The 17,442-nt window shown below is 62.2% G+C and carries 17 protein-coding genes and 2 pseudogenes; 6 read left to right on the top strand and 13 right to left on the bottom strand.

Features of this window, described 5'->3' with window-relative positions; all coding sequences use genetic code 11:
* Window positions 1-26 precede the first annotated feature (26 nt).
* The 5 genes from B0G77_RS20145 to hisQ form a co-directional block, all read right to left on the bottom strand.
* Window positions 27-1,262 (bottom strand): aspartate aminotransferase family protein, encoded by a 1,236-nt coding sequence (locus B0G77_RS20145; protein ID WP_133663710.1) that lies wholly within the window; start codon window positions 1,260-1,262, stop codon window positions 27-29.
* Between the two features lie 112 nt (window positions 1,263-1,374).
* Window positions 1,375-2,424, bottom strand: coding sequence for a GlxA family transcriptional regulator (locus tag B0G77_RS20150; RefSeq protein ID WP_133663711.1), 1,050 nt, complete (start codon window positions 2,422-2,424; stop codon window positions 1,375-1,377).
* 41 nt (window positions 2,425-2,465) lie between these two features.
* Window positions 2,466-3,257 carry an ABC transporter ATP-binding protein gene (locus tag B0G77_RS20155; RefSeq protein WP_133663712.1) on the bottom strand — a complete coding sequence of 264 codons (792 nt, stop codon included), beginning with the start codon at window positions 3,255-3,257 and terminating at the stop codon, window positions 2,466-2,468.
* A 112-nt stretch (window positions 3,258-3,369) separates the two neighbouring features.
* Window positions 3,370-4,083 carry an ABC transporter permease gene (locus tag B0G77_RS20160; RefSeq protein WP_133663713.1) on the bottom strand — a complete coding sequence of 238 codons (714 nt, stop codon included), beginning with the start codon at window positions 4,081-4,083 and terminating at the stop codon, window positions 3,370-3,372.
* Between the two features lie 7 nt (window positions 4,084-4,090).
* The gene (gene hisQ, locus B0G77_RS20165; protein ID WP_133663714.1) at window positions 4,091-4,780 is read right to left on the bottom strand and encodes a histidine ABC transporter permease HisQ; all 690 of its coding nucleotides are present in this window, start codon (window positions 4,778-4,780) and stop codon (window positions 4,091-4,093) included.
* A 314-nt stretch (window positions 4,781-5,094) separates the two neighbouring features.
* Between hisQ and B0G77_RS44370 the strand changes: the two are divergent.
* Window positions 5,095-5,202 (top strand): annotated as a pseudogene (locus tag B0G77_RS44370) (SAM-dependent methyltransferase); the annotation flags it as partial.
* A gap of 63 nt (window positions 5,203-5,265) precedes the next feature.
* Here B0G77_RS44370 and B0G77_RS20175 read toward each other — a convergent pair.
* Both B0G77_RS20175 and B0G77_RS20180 read right to left on the bottom strand, forming a co-directional pair.
* Window positions 5,266-6,237, bottom strand: coding sequence for a patatin-like phospholipase family protein (locus B0G77_RS20175; protein ID WP_133663715.1), 972 nt, complete (start codon window positions 6,235-6,237; stop codon window positions 5,266-5,268).
* 14 nt (window positions 6,238-6,251) lie between these two features.
* Entirely contained in the window at window positions 6,252-6,809 is a 558-nt protein-coding gene (locus tag B0G77_RS20180) for a hypothetical protein (protein ID WP_133663716.1), read from the bottom strand.
* A gap of 950 nt (window positions 6,810-7,759) precedes the next feature.
* Here B0G77_RS20180 and B0G77_RS20185 point away from each other — a divergent pair.
* Window positions 7,760-8,758 carry an LLM class flavin-dependent oxidoreductase gene (locus B0G77_RS20185; protein WP_133663717.1) on the top strand — a complete coding sequence of 333 codons (999 nt, stop codon included), beginning with the start codon at window positions 7,760-7,762 and terminating at the stop codon, window positions 8,756-8,758.
* 201 nt (window positions 8,759-8,959) lie between these two features.
* On the opposite strand, the gene B0G77_RS20190 is transcribed toward B0G77_RS20185, so the two are convergent.
* The 5 genes and pseudogenes from B0G77_RS20190 to B0G77_RS20210 all read right to left on the bottom strand — a co-directional run.
* Complete coding sequence (locus B0G77_RS20190) at window positions 8,960-9,745, bottom strand: hypothetical protein (RefSeq protein WP_133663718.1); 786 nt, start codon at window positions 9,743-9,745, stop codon at window positions 8,960-8,962.
* A 10-nt stretch (window positions 9,746-9,755) separates the two neighbouring features.
* Window positions 9,756-10,313, bottom strand: coding sequence for a M35 family metallo-endopeptidase (locus tag B0G77_RS20195; protein WP_243751057.1), 558 nt, complete (start codon window positions 10,311-10,313; stop codon window positions 9,756-9,758).
* A 189-nt stretch (window positions 10,314-10,502) separates the two neighbouring features.
* Window positions 10,503-11,030 (bottom strand): PAAR domain-containing protein, encoded by a 528-nt coding sequence (locus B0G77_RS20200; RefSeq protein WP_133663719.1) that lies wholly within the window; start codon window positions 11,028-11,030, stop codon window positions 10,503-10,505.
* Window positions 11,023-11,481 carry a PAAR domain-containing protein gene (locus tag B0G77_RS20205; protein WP_243751058.1) on the bottom strand — a complete coding sequence of 153 codons (459 nt, stop codon included), beginning with the start codon at window positions 11,479-11,481 and terminating at the stop codon, window positions 11,023-11,025. The genes B0G77_RS20200 and B0G77_RS20205 overlap by 8 nt, the downstream gene beginning before the upstream one ends.
* Before the next feature lie 222 nt (window positions 11,482-11,703).
* Window positions 11,704-11,922, bottom strand: a pseudogene (locus B0G77_RS20210) (alpha/beta hydrolase); the annotation flags it as partial.
* A gap of 275 nt (window positions 11,923-12,197) precedes the next feature.
* Between B0G77_RS20210 and glgC the strand changes: the two are divergent.
* From glgC to pdxY, 3 genes are all read left to right on the top strand, one after another.
* Window positions 12,198-13,466, top strand: coding sequence for a glucose-1-phosphate adenylyltransferase (glgC, locus tag B0G77_RS20215; protein ID WP_133663720.1), 1,269 nt, complete (start codon window positions 12,198-12,200; stop codon window positions 13,464-13,466).
* A 41-nt stretch (window positions 13,467-13,507) separates the two neighbouring features.
* Window positions 13,508-14,968, top strand: coding sequence for a glycogen synthase GlgA (gene glgA, locus B0G77_RS20220; RefSeq protein ID WP_133663721.1), 1,461 nt, complete (start codon window positions 13,508-13,510; stop codon window positions 14,966-14,968).
* Between the two features lie 238 nt (window positions 14,969-15,206).
* Window positions 15,207-16,085, top strand: a complete 879-nt coding sequence (pdxY, locus tag B0G77_RS20225; RefSeq protein WP_133663722.1) for a pyridoxal kinase PdxY — start codon at window positions 15,207-15,209, stop codon at window positions 16,083-16,085.
* A 66-nt stretch (window positions 16,086-16,151) separates the two neighbouring features.
* Here the strand turns inward: pdxY and B0G77_RS20230 are convergent, their stop codons facing one another.
* Window positions 16,152-16,424 (bottom strand): DUF4148 domain-containing protein, encoded by a 273-nt coding sequence (locus B0G77_RS20230; RefSeq protein WP_133663723.1) that lies wholly within the window; start codon window positions 16,422-16,424, stop codon window positions 16,152-16,154.
* A 234-nt stretch (window positions 16,425-16,658) separates the two neighbouring features.
* Between B0G77_RS20230 and B0G77_RS20235 the strand changes: the two genes are divergently transcribed.
* Window positions 16,659-17,120, top strand: a complete 462-nt coding sequence (locus tag B0G77_RS20235; RefSeq protein WP_133663724.1) for a hypothetical protein — start codon at window positions 16,659-16,661, stop codon at window positions 17,118-17,120.
* The last annotated feature ends 322 nt before the right edge of the window (window positions 17,121-17,442 follow it).

A 17,442-nucleotide genomic window follows, 5' to 3' on the forward strand; every position in this document is an offset into this window, starting at 1 on the left:
CAGTGGTTGAATGTGATGCAGATGAATCAGCGTGCCGCTGCTTCAGCGGTCGCGCCGACGACAGCCTCGATTGCCTTTTCGAGGCGCGCAAGACCTTCATTGAGATCGTCGATCGGCATGATCAGCGACGGTGCAAAACGCAGCACATCAGGCCCCGCCATCAGCATCATCGCGCCATGATTCGCGGCAGCGGTGACGAAGTCTTTCGCGCGGCCCTTGAACGCATCGGTCAGTTCGGCGCCGATCAGGAGACCCTTGCCGCGCACTTCCTTGAAAATGCCGAAACGTTCGTTGATCTTTGCGAGCTTTGCCTTCAGGAGTTCGCCGCGCGAGCGCACGCCTTCGAGCACGGCCGGTTCGCTGATCAGTTCAACGACCTTTTCCGCAATCGCCGAAGCCAGCGGATTGCCGCCGTACGTGGTGCCATGCACGCCAACCTTGAAATGCGCGGCCAGTTCGGTCGTCGTCAGCATCGCGCCGATCGGGAAGCCGTTGCCGAGCGCCTTCGCGGTGGTCAGGATGTCAGGCGTCACGTCCGTGTCCTGATACGCGTAGAAATAGCCGCTGCGGCCTACACCGGTTTGTACCTCGTCAAAAATCAGCAGTGCGCCGTGCCTGTCGCAGGCTTCGCGCAATGCGCGCAGGAAAGCCGGATCGGCCGGAATGACGCCGCCTTCGCCCTGGATCGGCTCGACGATCACCGCGCACGTCCTCGCGCCAATGGTCTTCAGCGCGGCTTCCGTGTCGTTGTACGGCAGATGGATGATGCCCTGCGGCACCGGACCGAAGCCTTCCGAATACTTCGGCTGGCCTCCGACGCTCACCGTGAAGAAGGTCCGGCCGTGGAACGACTGCGTGAACGAGACGATTTCGTACTTGTCGGCGCCGAAACGTTCGAACGCGACGCGGCGCGCCAGTTTCAGGGCGGCTTCGTTCGCTTCCGCGCCCGAGTTGGCGAAGAATGCTCGGTCGGCGAACGTCAGGTCTTCGAGACGCCTGGCCAGGCGCAGCACCGGTTCGTTCGTGTAACCGTTGCCGATGTGCCACAGCTTGCTGCCCTGCTCCTGCAGCACCTTCAGCAATTCCGGGTGCGAGTGGCCGAGCGCCGTGACGGCGATGCCGCCGGCAAAGTCGATGTAGTCGCGGCCTTGCGTATCCCAGACACGCGAGCCCTCGGCGCGCACCGGCACGAAAGCGGCTGGCGAGAACACCGGCACCATCACTTCGTCGAAAGTCTCGCGTGTCACAGTCAGGTCGTTCATGGCTAATCCTCGTTGCAGTAATGTCACTAGTGTAGGAAACCGCGTGCGAACCGTCTTGCTTATACGCGACGCGTTCTATCGGGGTTGGTGTTCTGCGGCCGCATGCGCGGCTTTAGTCCGTATCGGGCGGCTCGATCAGCGCGGCCGGGCGCGGCACGTTCACGCGACCGTCCGGGCCGCCGCCATGCTGCTTTTCGATGTAATTGCGACGATCCTCGCGCGGTGTGACGCCAAAATGTTCGCGATACGCATTCGAAAAGTGCGCAGCCGACGAAAAACCGCATGCAAGGCTGATCTGCACCATCGATTTGCTGGTGCGCTGGAGTTGCGTACGCGCTTTTGACAGGCGCAGCCCCAGGTAGTAGCGCGACGGCATCGCAGCCAGATACTGGCGAAACAACCGTTCGAGCTGGCGCCGCGAGACACCGACGAGACCCGCGATTTCATCGGTGGTCAGCGGATCTTCGATATTGGCTTCCATCAGCAGAAGCGCGTCGTTCAGGCGCGGATGGCGCTCGCCGGGCGCCGTCACGAACGGAATGCGCTGACGCTCCTCACCCGCGCGCAACACGCCGACGCCGAGCGTGTCGGCGATCCGGTCCGCCAGTTCCGGGCCGTGTTCGCGGGCGATCATCGCCAGCATGAAGTCGACGGTGGCCTGGCCGCCGGCGCAGGTCGCACGGTCGCGATCGATTTCGAAGATCTGCTGCGTGACGATCGAGCGTTCGAACTGCTCGGAAAACTGCTGATAGGTTTCCCAGTTGACGCTCACCCGATAGCCGGACAACTGCCCGGCCATCGCGAGCCACCAGACGCCGTGATGGATGCCCGTGACGAGCGGCGTGCGCTGCCCCACGCGCGACAGGCTCGCGAGGAACAGCCGATAGTCGGCGAACTGCTGGAAGCGCTCGCTGACGATGATCAGCCAGTCGGCGGAAATGGCGTCGCCGAACGCGGCATCGGCGGGCCACTGCGCGCCGCCGGAGAGCGGCACAGGGCGCCCGTCCCACGAACAGACCTGCCAGCGGTACAGCGCGCGACCGTCGATTTCGTTGGCGAGATGGAGTGCGTCGACGATCGGCCCTACGCCCGACATCGACACGGGCGGCAACGCGACGATCGCGACCTGGGTCGTGCGTGCCGGGTTGGACGTGCGGGCCATCTGGTTCTGAAGCGCGGGTCGTCGAGGCGTTGTTCGAGAAGTTACTTCAGGCTGCCGGACAGGAACTGCTTGAGCCGTTCGCTGCGCGGCGACGTGAGCACCTCGGAGGGCAACCCTTCTTCTTCGGTACGCCCCTGATGCAGGAACATCACGTGATTCGATACGTTGCGCGCGAAACCCATTTCATGCGTGACGACGATCATCGTGCGGCCTTCTTCGGCGAGCTTCTGCATCACCTTCAGCACTTCGCCGACGAGTTCCGGATCGAGCGCCGAAGTCGGTTCGTCGAACAGCATGACGTCGGGATTCATCGCCAGTGCACGGGCAATCGCGACGCGCTGCTGCTGGCCGCCCGACAGATGCGACGGATACTGCTTTTCCAGACGCGGCGCGAGGCCGACCTTCTCCAGATACTGACGGGCGCGCTCTTCGGCTTCGCGACGCGACAGACCGAGCACGTGAATCGGCGCCTCGACGACGTTCTCGAGCACGTTCATGTGCGCCCATAGGTTGAAATGCTGGAACACCATCGCGAGCTTCGTGCGGATGCGCTGTAGCTGCTTGTGATCGGCCACTTCGAAATTGCCGTGGCGGTCGGTTTTGGTGCGCACCGTTTCGCCGTCGACGATGATCTGCCCGGCGTTCGGGCGCTCCAGAAAATTGATGCAGCGCAGGAACGTGCTCTTGCCCGAACCGCTCGCGCCGATGATGCTGATCACGTCGCCCTTGTTCGCGTTCATCGACACGCCCTTCAGCACTTCGTTGTCGCCGTAGCGCTTGTGGATGTCCTGCACGGCGAGCTTGCAGGCTTCGGTTTGAGATGTATGGAGCAAGATGCTCTCCCAGTGTGAATGCAGGCCCGTCTTGCGACAGGGTGATACGTTCTGTTCTGCGCGTTACCGCGGGCTGATCCTCCCGCCGCAGCGCTCCTTGTGCGCGCCCGGCTCAGTGCGTACGTACCGCCAGATACGCGAGCCAGCGGCGCTCGGCGCGGCGAAACGCGGCGACGAGCGCAAACGATACCGCACAGTAGATCAGCGCCGCGATACCGAAGGCTTCGAACGAGCGGTACGTCGCCGAATTCACGTCGCGCGCCACCTTGAGGATGTCGGGCACGGTCGCTGTGAAGGCAACGGTCGTTGCGTGCAGCATCAGGATCACTTCGTTACTGTACAACGGCAGCGCCCGGCGTAGCGCGGACGGTAGCACAATGCGCCGGTACATCGTGAACCAGCTCATGCCGTAGGCACGCGCCGCCTCGACTTCGCCGTGCGAAGTCGAGCGGATCGCGCCCGCGAAAATCTCCGTCGTGTAGGCGCAGGTGTTCAACGCGAACGCGAGGATCGCGCAGTAGAAGCCGCTGCGGAAGAAGGCATCGAGCAGCGAATGGGCCCGCACGAATTCGAGGCTGTAGATGCCGGTATAGATCAGCAGCAGTTGCACGTACAGCGGCGTACCGCGAAACACGTAGGTATAGAAGCGCACCGGCATCGACAGCCAGCGCTTCTTCGAGACCCGCATCACGGCCAGCGGAATCGCCATCACAAAGCCGAAGCCGATCGACACGACCAGCAGCCACAGCGTGACCGCCAGCCCCGACATGCGATGGCCGTCCCAGTAGAGAAATGCGCGCCAGTACTCGGTGAGGATTTCAGTCATGGTGGTGTCAAAGCTCCGCGTGCCGCACGCCAATCGAATAACGCCGCCCCAGCCACACGAGCACGATGTTCGAGACCGTCGTGATCGCGAGGTAGATCAGTGCCGCGATGAGAATGAAGAAGAACATGTTGAAGGTGCTTTTTCCCGCGTCCTGGGCGGCTTTCACGACATCGGCAAGCCCGATGATCGACACCAGCGCGGTCGCCTTGACGAGCACCTGCCAGTTGTTGCCGATGCCCGGCAGCGCGAAGCGCATCATCTGCGGGAACATGATGCGGGTGAAGACGCGCATGCCGCTCATCCCGTAGGCGCTGCCCGCTTCGAGCTGGCCGCGCGGCACCGACAGGAATGCGCCGCGGAACGTCTCGGTGAAATACGCGCCGTAGATGAAGCCGAGCGTCAGCACACCGGCCACGAATGGATCAATGTCGAACTGAGGCAGATCGAGCGCGTCGGTCAGGTCGTTGACGGCGATCTGGATGCTGTAGAAGAGCAGTAGCATCAGTACGAGATCCGGCACCGAGCGAATCAGCGTCGTATAGCCGGTTGCGAGGCTGCGCAATGGGCGGTTGGAGGAGAGCTTCGCCGCCGCGCCCGCGAGACCGAGCACCACAGAGGCCGCAAGCGACAGGACGGACAGCTCGATCGTCTGGATCGTACCGGCGAGGAGCACCGGACCAAAGCCGTAAAGGAACACGCGTGTCTCCGTCGAAGTGTTGAGTCATGGCCGGCACCGCCCTCTTCTCTCTGGTCCGCGCTCGTCAGCGCGTGGTCTGATGAGGCGGCGGGCGGCCTTCCGGCATGGCGCGGATACTCGCAGGCGAAAATAAATCGCTCAAATTGCGGTCATGCGTCTTGCTGCGTTGCAACATCCGTCGATCGGGTGTTGCCCCGGCGCGAAACGCCTGTTTTGACGGGCAATACGAATCTGTAAGGTGACGGGACAAGCGTGATGGCTGCCGCGATTTAGCAAGTTTCGGGTCGCTTTTTCGATAGACGGATTGTCCGTACCAGCCGCCGCCCACCGATCTCTACGCGCTCTTCGAAACGCATCTCGTGCCCGGCGGCGTGACCGCCGGCGTGGGCTGCGGCAATGGGCGCGACGCCGCATGGCTCGCCGTGGACCGCGTCGTCGTGCTCAGGGCACGCTCGCCCTGATGCGCTGCCCGTACGAGAGCGGATTCACACCATGCCGAGCCGCGCCTTGATCGCCGGCATCATGTATTCGACCGCGGCGCGGCCCTCGTCAATGGCGGGCCCCGCGCGATGAAAATCGAAGATACCCATGCCGCCCAGGCGCGGCTGGATCAGGATGTCGGCGGGCTCGCCCGCGAGGCGGCTACGCGTGATACGCACCTGCATGATGTCGATGCTTTGCCCGATCGAACTCAGCATCGACGGCACGCGTGCGCTCGGCGGCGGCGGCACGCGCACGTCGCTCGTGCCGCCTGCGCGGCCGTTCTCCGGCGCGAGCCAGCGCGGCCACGGCTTGCCGTTCTTGCGCAAGGCGACGGGCGGCGGCGCGTCGGGATCGACTTCCTCGATGGGCACCGACATGTCGACCGCAACGCCGCCCAGATCGCGCCCGTTGAGGATGTCGTTATTCAGATCGATCGCGATCACACAGTCGGCCCGCATCCCGCGCGCGACGGATACCGGCACCGGGTTCGCGAGGCCACCATCGACGAGCCACGCTCCCTCATGCCACATCGGCGTGAAAATGCCCGGAATCGCAATCGAGGCCCGCACGGCATCAACCACGCGCCCGTCCTGCAGCCAGATTTCGCGGCCCGAATCGAGTTCGGTCGCGACTGCCGCGAAGGGGATCTTGAGATCGCGGATTTCGCAACCGTTGAACCGGTCGGCAAACACCTGAATCACTTTCCGTCCGCCCAGCAGACCGCCCGAAAAACGCAGATCCAGCAGACGTACAACGGTTCGCCACGTGAGACGCGACACCCATTCTTCGAGCCAGTCGAGATCGCCATTCGCGTAGACCGCGCCGACCAGCGCACCGATCGACGTGCCGCAGACGACATCCGGTTTGATGCCCGCGTCGAGCAGCGCACGAATGGCGCCGATATGAGCCCAGCCGCGCGCGGCGCCGCCGCCGAGCACGAGACCGATGCGTTGATGACGACGTCGACGGATCATGTTGCGTCCCTCGCCTATCGCCCGCGAATCACGTCGGAACGCGACGTGGTGTAGACCTTGCCGTCCACGTCGAAATGGACGTTGAAGAAAGCCTCCTGTGTGACGCCGCCTTCGAGCCACTTCCAGCTCCACACCGTTTCCGGCTTGAGTGGATAACGGGCGACTTCGCCGGGCTTGCCGAGCAGCCGGCGCACTTCATCCTCGGTCATGCCAGGCCGGATCTTCGCGAAGTTGGTCGCGGTCAGCACCTGAGTGATCGCGCTCAGCGTGCCGTTGCGATCGATGTCGACCATATAGGTGTTGAGCCCCTGCGGACCGCGCGGATATTCGAGGCGTTTCGAGCCGTCGGTGTAGGTACGCTCGGTTTCCGGCCGGCCCATCTGCTTGCGGACCTGGTCTTCCGTCGTGATGCCGGGAGTCAGGCCTTTGAGCAGCAGTGTGTCCGGTTTGACGGCGTTAAAGAAGTCTTTGAGCTTTTGCACGGCGCGATCGGTTTGCTGGTCGTCGCAAGCCGTCAGTGCGAGCGAGACGCCCAGCACCATCACGGCAAGCAGTCTGGAACGGTGAGCCATCTTCGAAACGAAGCACGTCCTGTATGAAGGTTGTACTACAGGATAACTGCCTGCTTCGAAAAGGGCGAGCGTTGGCCTGCCGAATGCGTGCGCCCACGCGCACAACAGCGTGACGCGCGATGAAGCGCAGTCGCGGGGGACAGTGTGGAGCGGGTGAAAATGCTTGAGACGGAAGAGACACGTCGCAACACTGCGCGAAGCTGCAACGCGGGACGACATGGGGGAGCACGGGGGGGCCGATCAGACTGTGTGCCAGAAAAAGAGAAAGACGCCTGGCAGCGGCGCAACAACCCGGCGCATCCGGACAGAAACCGCGCCCTGTCCACGCCTGCAACCGGAATGTTGACCGCTGCTCGCGGTCGTCTGGTCCCTCGACTTATCCTGTCTGGGTGCCGACAATTTAGCCGCGATTGTCAGGCAACGCGAGAGAGCGTTTACACCAACCCGGCTGACGAATCGTCGATTCCTTCAGCGCGACGGCGATCGTGTTCGACACGCGCCAACAACACCCTTCTCTCGACACCCGGCGGGCACGATCGCGACGGGTCGGCTGCGCGCGAATTGACCGATCGGTCCGCATCGTCCGGGATTGTTCTGCGTAGCCGACCTACGCGTGACGATGCGGGACCGATCAGCGTCAACTTCCTGCCTGAGCGTCGCTTCCCGTGAGGCACACCCACGCGCACCGCGCAAGGAAATGACAGCTTCACGCTAACGCCGGGGCATGGCCATTTCTGTGCGACGTCGCACTTACGGCCTCTTTCTGATCTGTTAATCGCATGCTGCACCACAACACCCTGCTGCGTGCAGGGACTTGTGGAGGCCGTCAGCGCGAATACGTGCGCTTTGGCACAATCCTGCTTTGCCCTGGCCGCCACTGGCCCTTTCGCGTATCCGGACACTTCGTTCGGCCGCAGGCCGTACCGCGCCGGGCGTCGGACGAACACAACATGATCCCTTTTTCGGTTCTCGATCTCTCCCCCATCACCGTCGGCGCGACTCCGACGAAGGCCTTCACGAACACGCTGGATCTCGCGCAGCATGCCGAACAGTGGGGCTATCTGCGCTACTGGCTCGCCGAGCATCACAACATGACCGGCATCGCGAGTGCGGCGACCTCGGTGGTAATCGGCCACGTCGCGGGCGGCACGAAGACCATTCGCGTCGGCTCCGGCGGTGTGATGCTGCCGAATCATGCACCGCTTGTGATTGCCGAGCAGTTCGGCACGCTGGAATCGCTGTATCCGGGCCGCATCGACCTGGGTCTCGGGCGCGCGCCCGGCACCGACCAGACCACCGCCCGCGCATTGCGCCGCGATCTGCACGGCAGCGCGGAGTCGTTTCCGGACGACGTCGTCGAGTTGCAGCGATATTTTGCCGATACAGTGCCTGGCCAACGCGTGCGCGCGGTCCCCGGCGCCGGGCTGCATGTGCCGATCTGGCTGCTGGGCTCGAGCCTCTTCAGCGCGCAGCTGGCGGCAGCGCTCGGACTGCCCTTCGCGTTCGCGTCGCACTTTGCGCCGGACCACATGCTGACGGCACTGCGGATTTATCGTGCGCAGTTCCGTCCCTCCGCCGCGCTCGCCAAACCCTATGCGATGGTCGGCGTGAACCTGTTCGCGGCGGACACGAACGAGGCGGCGCAACGCCTCTTCACGTCGTTGCAGCAGCAGTTCGTGAACCTGCGACGCGGCACGCCGGGGCAACTGCAACCGCCTGTCGAGCGCATCGAGGCAACGGAGATGGAATTGGGCGGCGTCGCACATTCGCTCTCGTGCTCGGTCATCGGCGACCGCGAAGCAGTACGCGAAGGCCTGCTGTCGGTGATCGAGCAGACCGGTGCCGACGAGCTGATGTTGACCGCGCAGATCTACGACCACGCAGCGCGCCTGCGTTCGTTCGAGATCGCCGCGCAGGTGCGCGAAGCCATCGCCAGCAGCAAGGGCTGACGCCGGAAAGCGCAGCCGCGCGATCTGGCTTGCAAGCGTGGGCCGAATTCGTCACGTCACAGCCGCATGACGCCCAGGCAACGCTATTCGGTCGTGAAAGCATGCTGCAAGTTTGAATGAGAAAGCCCCGCCGAGGCGGGGCCTTAGTTCAAGCTATTACTTCGCAACAGAACGAAAGACCCGACCAACGTTGCGGATCAGTCACTGCCCGTTAACTGGATACCGGTCTGCATCGACCTTCATCTCGATCTTCGTGTGTTCGGGACCAAGTAACTGCATACGCTCGGTGCGACCTTGATCGTCAGTCATCCCAATGTACTCCCGCGCGCTGGTCGTCACACGATAGCAAATATCCGAAAGGGGCTCCTGTTTGCCGAAGCTATCGTTCCCGACCAGAGTCAACGATTTTTCCTGAGTACGCACGGTCCACACCTGAGTTTCGAGAATACGGGCTTTCGTGGGTTCGCGTTTGTCTCCACACGTAAAACTGTTGCTTCCGGGTGCCGGACCCAATGTATCAGCTGTTACCGCATAGCTGGCGACACCCTGTAGCTTCGGGGTATTACACAGGTTCTGACATCCCGAAGACGGACAGTTGGGAACGAACTCGACACCGATCTGCCATTTGTCGTCTGGATCGACCTTGCCCTTGCTCAGCTTGATGACCCGTTCATGAACGAATATTTTGTCCTTGTCCAAACCTAACCGCATCAAGAACGTCTTGACATTTTTTCCTCGCAAAGCGGCAAGTTCTTTTGGATTCTGTTCGGATTCAAAAGCCACCGCATCGACCTCTGCGCTCGCCCCCTCTGTTGTCCATTCCCTTGCTGTTAGATAGCGGCGAGTTAGAGAGAGACGGTCACTATTGCTTACATCGGCAGCGTTAAGCGGCAATTGTATGTTGCTTTGAAGAAAGACCGAACAGGCATGCGATTGCAACGATATCGCAACCGCGACTGCGCCCAAAGCGTAACCGATAAATTTCATGTTTAAGTCGTTAGTAGCGTGCCAAAACGTACCAGGCAATACTATCTGCGTTGGTTATTGCACGATCAGGGTGATCGCTGGCGAACCACGTACAAGCTGTGTACCCATATCCACCCGGATAATCCAGGGAGCCAAATGTGTCTACGAAATGCGTGCATTCATGAACTATTGTCAGCTGCATTGAAGATAATCTGGACACAGATTTTTGAGGTAATTGACAGAAATTTCTATTAATCGCAATGGTATGCGTAGCCGTATCGGGAGCGCATACGTGCGCAACTTCTCCATCGAGATTTTTCGTACCAGGCACACAACCGGTAGCTCTGTCTTGCTCTGAATCTACACGTACGAAGTTTCTTGCGGTCAGCCCATTCATAACCGGTACAAGTGCCTTCAGGCCGCTTATAAGTTTAGTGCGGGCATCTTCGTCTGACTTTCCGAACCATTGTTTTACTCTCGCTTGTGCGGCAGCATTCCAGTTGGATAAGTCCTGAATTCTGAGTGCGATCACCTTGACGGCATCATCGCGCAAGGTCAGAACAGTCTTTCTAAATTCGGCATCGCTCATGTTATCGCAGATCGCTGACCCGCTTGTATCCACGGTAACTGTAACCATTGAATTTGGGTTGGTGTTCGTAACTGCTGAATCGTGGACTGTTACGAATTCATAGTCAGACACTGTGTTAGTTCCCCGTGATCGAAAAAATGAGGCTGCGCTTTCGCGGTTGCTCACGTCACGAAAGCTTCAGACGCGCGCTTAGAGGTCGGCAACTTCTAGCGTTATGCGCTTCGCGGATTCCGTATTGATACGTTGCGTGCGGCCTTGCGCGTCTGTGAGGCCACTGGCTACTACGTGGGAACCCATACGCGCGCGATACCGCACATTCGCGAGCGGATAACCGTCGTCATCCCGGAGGGTGAACTGTTCGTCATACACTTTCGCCGCTGATGATAAAGCGCTCGGCGTCGATGCCGCACTGGTGCGTCTGATACCTGCCTGACCGCCGTCGGCTTCAATAAAGATACCGGGGTTACTACCGACAATGACGCGATTCTTCCCGCACGGGCACAGCACGCGGTCGTCGTCAACCACTACGCATCGCCCCCTATCGGACATCTTTTTGCCGGTGCCGAATATCCTGTATGTACCCTTGCAGTTACCACAGGTGGCATGATCGTCAGTCAAGGCAACCTTCTTCCCCTTATCGTTGATGCGGGTCGAAGTGCCAATGACATATCCTCCCGTTGTTGTAGGATCGCCGTCGCGGACCGCTGCTTTACGCATCAATGCTCCCTCGATCCGTGGCGGCCCTCAGCGGCAGCATGTATGCTGGATCGAACAGGCCAGAAATATCCTCGCCGTCGCGAACCGTGATACCGAATTCATCCTGCATGGCTGTCGTGATCGTGTCGCCATTGCTCAGGCGAGAACCGACCAGCGCGATCGGCTTGTCGGCCCACATTGCGGCAAAGCCCGCACGGTCAATGATGGTTGTTTCCGTGCCGTCGTCGTAGGTCACAAGGTCACCCACCACGGCAAGACCTCGTTCATGAATCGTCGCAGTCGTCGACACGCGGGCAACACGCCCGCCGCGCCCGGTGCGCGCGCCGATAGTTGCGAACGGACAGGTTGTCCCGTTCTTTTGCTGTTCCGACATGGTTCGCGTTTCCTTTATTGGGGTACGGGAGGACAACCCTAAAACAGATCGCGGCTCGCGGGTGTCAAGAATTGACATTTTGATTTTGGGAGCGCTGCCTAACGGCACGCGAGCCCGAATGGGTGCCTGCGCAGACAATTGCAGCTGTTTCTCGCGGGTCGAATCTGCAAGGCGGCGCGCTCAGTCGTGTTCTACCGGTTGAGCCTGCATCGCCTCGATACCCGCAAGCAGCGCGCCGCCGTCTTTGAGCGTCCTTTGCGCGTCGTGGCGTCGCCGCGCCTCGGCCACGATGCATTGCGCCGGCTTGCTCGACTTGCAAAAGCCGATCTGGTCCGGCGCGATGAGCCGATAGCCGGCCTCGCTCAAACGGTGGATCGTGGTTTCCCACGTCGCCCCGCAAAAATTTTTGCCGTGCAGCAGAACCGCTGTCCGGCCATTCGGATGCTCCGGCTTGATGTCCATATACGCCATATGCAGCGTCTGCTGCGGCGACGTGAACTCGAACTGTTCGACTGGCGCCAGTGAAGGACGTGCTGGCCGGCACCCGGCACGCTTACGGCCACCTGTCTGTGGCACGGTTATTGCACACCGCGGGCACGACGCACAATCACGCACTGTGCGTCATACCGCACTCGCACACCGCGCCGTCCCGGGTGATACTGGCAGACAGCAGCGAGTCCGCATCCACATAATCCAGACTATTCGCGCGCTGCCAATCGGTGCTAGAAATAGCAGGCGACGCCGCAAAAAGAAAAACACTGCAATCCGGGGGCACCTTCCAGGGAGACAAAGACATGGAAACTCCGGCAAGCCTCAACGATCTGCAACGCACCACGCTCGCCATCGTGCTGGCCGGCGGTCGCGGCACGCGGCTCGGCCCCCTGACGAACAAACGCGTCAAACCAGCGGTTCATTTCGGCGGCAAATACCGGATCATCGATTTCGCGCTGTCGAACTGTCTGAACTCCGGCATCCGCCGCATCGCCGTCGTCACGCAATACAAGGCGCACTCGCTGCTGCGCCATCTGCAGCGCGGCTGGGGCTTCCTGCGCGGCGAATTCAACGAGTTCATCGATCTGTGGCCGGCGCAGCAGCGCGTGGAAGGCGCGCACTGGTATCGCGGCACGGCCGACGCCGTCTTCCAGAATCTCGACATCATCCGCTCGATCCAGCCGAAGTACGTCGTGGTGCTGGCGGGCGACCACATCTACAAGATGGATTACACGCGGATGATTCTCGATCATGCCGAAAGCGGCGCGGACTGCACCGTCGGCTGCATCGAGACCCCCCGGATGGACGCCGTGGCCTTCGGCGTGATGCACGTCGATGAAAACCGGCGTGTGACGGGCTTCGTCGAAAAGCCCGCCGATCCGCCCGCGATGCCGGGACGCCCCGACATCGCCCTCGCCAGCATGGGCATCTACGTGTTCAACGCGGACTACCTGTACTCGCTGCTCGAGGAAAACATCACGAGCGCCGCCACCGATCATGACTTCGGTAAAGACATCATCCCGCGCGTGGTCACCCAGGGGCATGCGATCGCCCATCCGTTCAGCATGTCGTGCGTGTCCTCGGGGACGGAGACCGAGCCTTACTGGCGCGACGTCGGCACCATCGACGCCTACTGGGCCGCCAATCTCGATCTGGCCTCCACCATTCCGACGCTCGACCTGTACGACCGCAACTGGCCAATCTGGACCCACCAGGAGCAGTTGCCGCCCGCCAAGTTCGTGCGCGACCTGAACGGCCTGCAGGGTTCGGGAACGAACCTGATTGTCTGCGGCGGCTGCGTGATCTCCGGGTCGCAAATTTCGCGCTCGGTGCTGTCGTCGAATGTCGTCGTGAATTCGTTCTGTAACATCAATGAGGCAGTCTTGCTGCCACAGGTGACGATCGGTGCGAGCTGCCGGCTGCGCAAGGTCGTGATCGACCGCGGCTGCACGGTTCCGGATGGCACGGTGATCGGCGAAGACCCGACCCTCGACGGCGACCGCTTCTATCGCACGGAAAGCGGCGTCGTGCTCGTCACCCCCGAGGCGCTGCGACGACAGACCGCGCACTAGCCGCAGCCTGACAAGCTGTATCGACACAAGGAGTCTCCCTTATGACGACGCGCGCCCTGCACGTCGCGAGCGAGCTGTATCCGCTCCTGAAGACCGGCGGTCTGGCCGACGTGGTCGGCGCCCTGCCACCCGCGCTCGTCGAACGCGGCGCGGACGTCCGGGTGCTGTTGCCGGGCTTTCCGTCGGTGGCGGCGGGCCTTGCCGACCTGAAGCCCGTCGCGCAGTTCGGCAACCGTTTCGGCGCGGCCAGCGTGACCCTCGAACTGGGCACGCTGCCGTCGACCGGCATCGAGGTGTACATGATCCGCGCGGACGAGCTTTACATCCGCCACGGCAACCCCTATCTCGACGACGATCATGTGCCGTACGGCGACAACGCCCAGCGTTTCGCGCTGCTCGGGTGGACGGCGGCGCAGATCGCGCAACACGTCGATCCGGCGTGGGTGCCGCAGATCGTGCATTGCCACGACTGGCATGCCGGCCTCGCACCGGCCTATCTGAAAGCGGCTGAACGTGAAAAGGGCAAGACGATCGCCCGCACGATATTCACCGTCCACAACCTTGCGTATCAGGGGATTTTCCCGGCCCGGCAGTTCGCACTGCTCGGTCTGCCGGCGGACTTTTTCAACATGCACGGCGTCGAGTTCTACGGCCAGCTGTCGTTCCTGAAGGCCGGGCTGTATTACGCCGACCGCATCACGACCGTAAGCCCGACCTACGCGCGCGAAATCCAGACGCTCGCCCAGGGCGGCGGCCTCGATGCACTCCTGCGTGAGCGCTCGAAAGATCTGACCGGCATCCTGAACGGGGTCGACTACGCGGTATGGAGCCCCATCAACGACACGACCCTGGCCGCGCGCTATGGCCCGTCGCGGCTGCCTGGCAAACGCGCCTGTAAAGAAGCGCTGCAAAAGCGCTTCGGCATCGCGGAACAAGGCGATGCGCTGCTGTTCGGCGTCGTGAGCCGGCTGACCGAGCAGAAAGGGCTCGACCTGCTGCTCGCCACGTTGCCGGAAATCATCAGGCGGGGCGGCCAGCTCGTCGTGCTCGGCACCGGCGACCCGGCGCTGGAGAACGGCCTCATGCGCGTCGCACAGGCGCATCCGGACATGGTTGCCGTCGAACGCGGCTTCGACGAGACGCTCGCCCACATGATCCTCGCCGGGAGCGACGTGATCGCGGTGCCGTCGCGCTTCGAGCCGTGCGGCCTCACGCAGCTCTATGCGCTCGCCTACGGCTCGCTTCCGCTCGTGCATCGCGTGGGCGGCCTCGCCGATACGGTGTTCGACGCATCGCTCGAAAATCTTGCCGACGACCTCGCCACCGGCTTCGTTTTCGAGCACTTCGAACCTGAGGCGTTGGGCGCCGCGATCCGTCGCGCGTTCGCGCTTTACGCGCGCCGCACCGACTGGAAGGCGACGCAGCAACGCGCGATGCGTCAGGACTACGGCTGGGGGGCATCGGCGGAGCGCTATCTCGCGCTCTATCGGGAGCTGGTCTGACATCGCCTCACGTTGAGCGAAGTTTCGGCATCTTTATGCCGCAACCTGATGGTTCGGCGCAACAACGCGGGGCCTGATCGGGTCCGCGCACGTGAAAACTCATGTATCGTAGTTTCTCGCACGCGCATGCTGCACCTGCACGAGATCCGCACGGCGGCGCTTCGCGGCATGACAGCGGCGTGCGGTCCCATCCAGTCAATACCAGCGGCGCGCACCGGGCGCTCCGGCGATGCAGATCATGAAAAACGTCCTGAGCATCCAGTCGCATGTCGTCTTCGGTCATGCGGGCAATAGCGCGGCGGAATTCCCGATGCGACGCCTCGGTGTCAACGTGTGGCCGCTCAACACCGTGCAGTTCTCGAATCACACGCAGTACGGGCACTGGACCGGCAGTTCGATCGACGCGGCGCAACTGCTCGATCTCGTCGAAGGCATCGGCGCGATCGGCGTGCTGCCGCGCTGCGATGCGGTGTTGTCAGGCTACCTCGGCGCACCCGACCAGGGCGAAGCCGTGATCGAGATCGTCCGTGCGGTAAAGGCGGCCAACCCGCATGCCTGGTACTTCTGCGATCCCGTGATGGGCGCACCGACAAGCGCGGCAGGCGGCTACAAGGCCGAACCGGGCATCCAGCAGTTTCTCGTGCGCAGGATGCCGGAGATCGCCGACGGCATGGCGCCTAACCATACCGAACTGCAGCGGCTCGTCGGGCGCGAGATCGAAACCGTCGAGGAAGCCGTCGCCGCATGCCGCGAAGTGATTCTCCGCGGACCGAAGATCATGCTCGTCAAACACCTGCTCGATCGCAACAGCCCGGCCGACTGCTTCAACATGCTGGTGGTCACCGAGCGCGAAGCGTGGATGGGGCAGCGCCCGCTCTATCCGTTCGCACGCCAGCCGGTTGGCGTCGGCGACCTGACGAGCGCAGTGTTCGTCGCCCGCACGCTGCTGGGCGACCCGGTGCGCTCGGCATTCGAACATACGCTCGCGGCCGTGAACGCCGTCGTCAAGGCGACCTGGGAAGCGCACCGCTACGAGCTCGAACTCGTCGCGGCCCAGAACGAAATCGCGCATCCGCGCGACTGGTTCGATGCGTGGGTGGTGAGCGAAGCCGAGTGACGCGGGAATGACTCGGAATACGCGTCCAACCCTCACCACTTCGGCTGGCTCGATGCGCACCCACGTCTACCGGTTCGACACTATCACCGGCTGTGGCTGACCCGCAGCAGCCGCAGCGCGCGCCGCGCGCAACGCGGCCACCTTGTGCGCGGCCTCGACGGCCAGTTCCGGATAGCCCGCTTCGCTGAACTCATAGCCTACCGCCCGATAGTCGGCCAGTTCCGCCTTCACTTCGGCGCGAGTCAGACCGCCTGACAGCCCCGACTCCTGCGCCATCGACGGCCCCGCCAACGCGAAACCCAGCACGCCGCAGCACAGCGAAACAAGTACGCTTTTCATCTTCGATTCTCCACAGTTGCGTGACCAGAACAGTCAGAAGCAGTCTAGCGAGAGAAGCGCCGCGGAAAATCCCCCGCGCGTGGAAAACTTTCTTGCGGATTACACAATGAACGACCAGACCGCGGCGGGTTCGTGGCGGCAGACCTGCGTGCAGATGCACAGCGACGGGACGTCCTATAATTCGAGCCGCGCATTCCGCGCCAGCATCATCCCAGCACAGGTAAAGAGGCACCGATGGACGGACAGATCCGCAGCGAGCGGGAAGAATATTTTGAGGAGTTGTGCATCAGCGTCGATGCTGACGAAGCGCACGAACAGGAAGCCATCGAGTACTTCGAGAACCAGTTCGGCGAAGCGGATTTCGATCCGGCGCAATGGCTCGACATCGCGCTTTACTACTCGCCAGCCGTCGCGCGCGGCATCATCGACCTCGTCGCCGCCGACGACAAGGCACGCAGCAACATCGCAGTTGTGATTGCCGACAACCTCGACATCTCGTATGGCGCGGACGAATGCGCGCAATTCGCGGAAACGATCCAGTTCGCGCTCGCGAACGGTGTGCCGGTCGATCTCGATATCGTGCTGGACGGCTGCATGCGCGCAATCGACGACCTCGACACGTGGGCCAGCGACGACGTCAAGGAACCGCTCGTGCGCCTGCGCGAGGAACTGCTGCGCCTGCAAGGCGAGCAGTGATATGCGGGCCGGCGCAAACGCGCCGGCTTTCTTTTTGTCGCGCTGCAGCGCCCGCCATTCCCCCCGCTCTCCCCCCGCCATTGTCCCTCCCGCAGTCAACCCGCTCGAATTCACATTTTTGGTCTGTGCTGAAATGCGCAGTCAAAGCGCCGCGAACTGCCAAGACGACCTCATATTGGCTTTCTATATTCGCGCCAGATTGATCACTGCAATCGCAGCGTACCGGGCAGTCAGCTGTCTCTGTTTCCGGACGTACCATGCACCGCGATTTATCAGGCAGTCTTTGAGCAGCCGGCCGGAGGCGCATTTCCCCGCATTCATC

It is taken from the genome of Paraburkholderia sp. BL10I2N1, assembly GCF_004361815.1.
Lineage (GTDB): Bacteria > Pseudomonadota > Gammaproteobacteria > Burkholderiales > Burkholderiaceae > Paraburkholderia.

Coding starts and splice junctions, on each gene's coding strand:
- B0G77_RS20145 (WP_133663710.1), bottom strand. CDS start 1,262: ATGAACGACCTGACTGTGACACGCGAGACTTTCGACGAAGTGATGGTG.
- B0G77_RS20150 (WP_133663711.1), bottom strand. CDS start 2,424: ATGGCCCGCACGTCCAACCCGGCACGCACGACCCAGGTCGCGATCGTC.
- B0G77_RS20160 (WP_133663713.1), bottom strand. CDS start 4,083: ATGACTGAAATCCTCACCGAGTACTGGCGCGCATTTCTCTACTGGGAC.
- B0G77_RS20175 (WP_133663715.1), bottom strand. CDS start 6,237: ATGATCCGTCGACGTCGTCATCAACGCATCGGTCTCGTGCTCGGCGGC.
- B0G77_RS20180 (WP_133663716.1), bottom strand. CDS start 6,809: ATGGCTCACCGTTCCAGACTGCTTGCCGTGATGGTGCTGGGCGTCTCG.
- B0G77_RS20185 (WP_133663717.1), top strand. CDS start 7,760: ATGATCCCTTTTTCGGTTCTCGATCTCTCCCCCATCACCGTCGGCGCG.
- B0G77_RS20190 (WP_133663718.1), bottom strand. CDS start 9,745: ATGAAATTTATCGGTTACGCTTTGGGCGCAGTCGCGGTTGCGATATCG.
- B0G77_RS20195 (WP_243751057.1), bottom strand. CDS start 10,313: ATGAGCGATGCCGAATTTAGAAAGACTGTTCTGACCTTGCGCGATGAT.
- B0G77_RS20200 (WP_133663719.1), bottom strand. CDS start 11,030: ATGCGTAAAGCAGCGGTCCGCGACGGCGATCCTACAACAACGGGAGGA.
- B0G77_RS20205 (WP_243751058.1), bottom strand. CDS start 11,481: ATGTCAATTCTTGACACCCGCGAGCCGCGATCTGTTTTAGGGTTGTCC.
- glgC (WP_133663720.1), top strand. CDS start 12,198: ATGGAAACTCCGGCAAGCCTCAACGATCTGCAACGCACCACGCTCGCC.
- glgA (WP_133663721.1), top strand. CDS start 13,508: ATGACGACGCGCGCCCTGCACGTCGCGAGCGAGCTGTATCCGCTCCTG.
- pdxY (WP_133663722.1), top strand. CDS start 15,207: ATGAAAAACGTCCTGAGCATCCAGTCGCATGTCGTCTTCGGTCATGCG.
- B0G77_RS20230 (WP_133663723.1), bottom strand. CDS start 16,424: ATGAAAAGCGTACTTGTTTCGCTGTGCTGCGGCGTGCTGGGTTTCGCG.
- B0G77_RS20235 (WP_133663724.1), top strand. CDS start 16,659: ATGGACGGACAGATCCGCAGCGAGCGGGAAGAATATTTTGAGGAGTTG.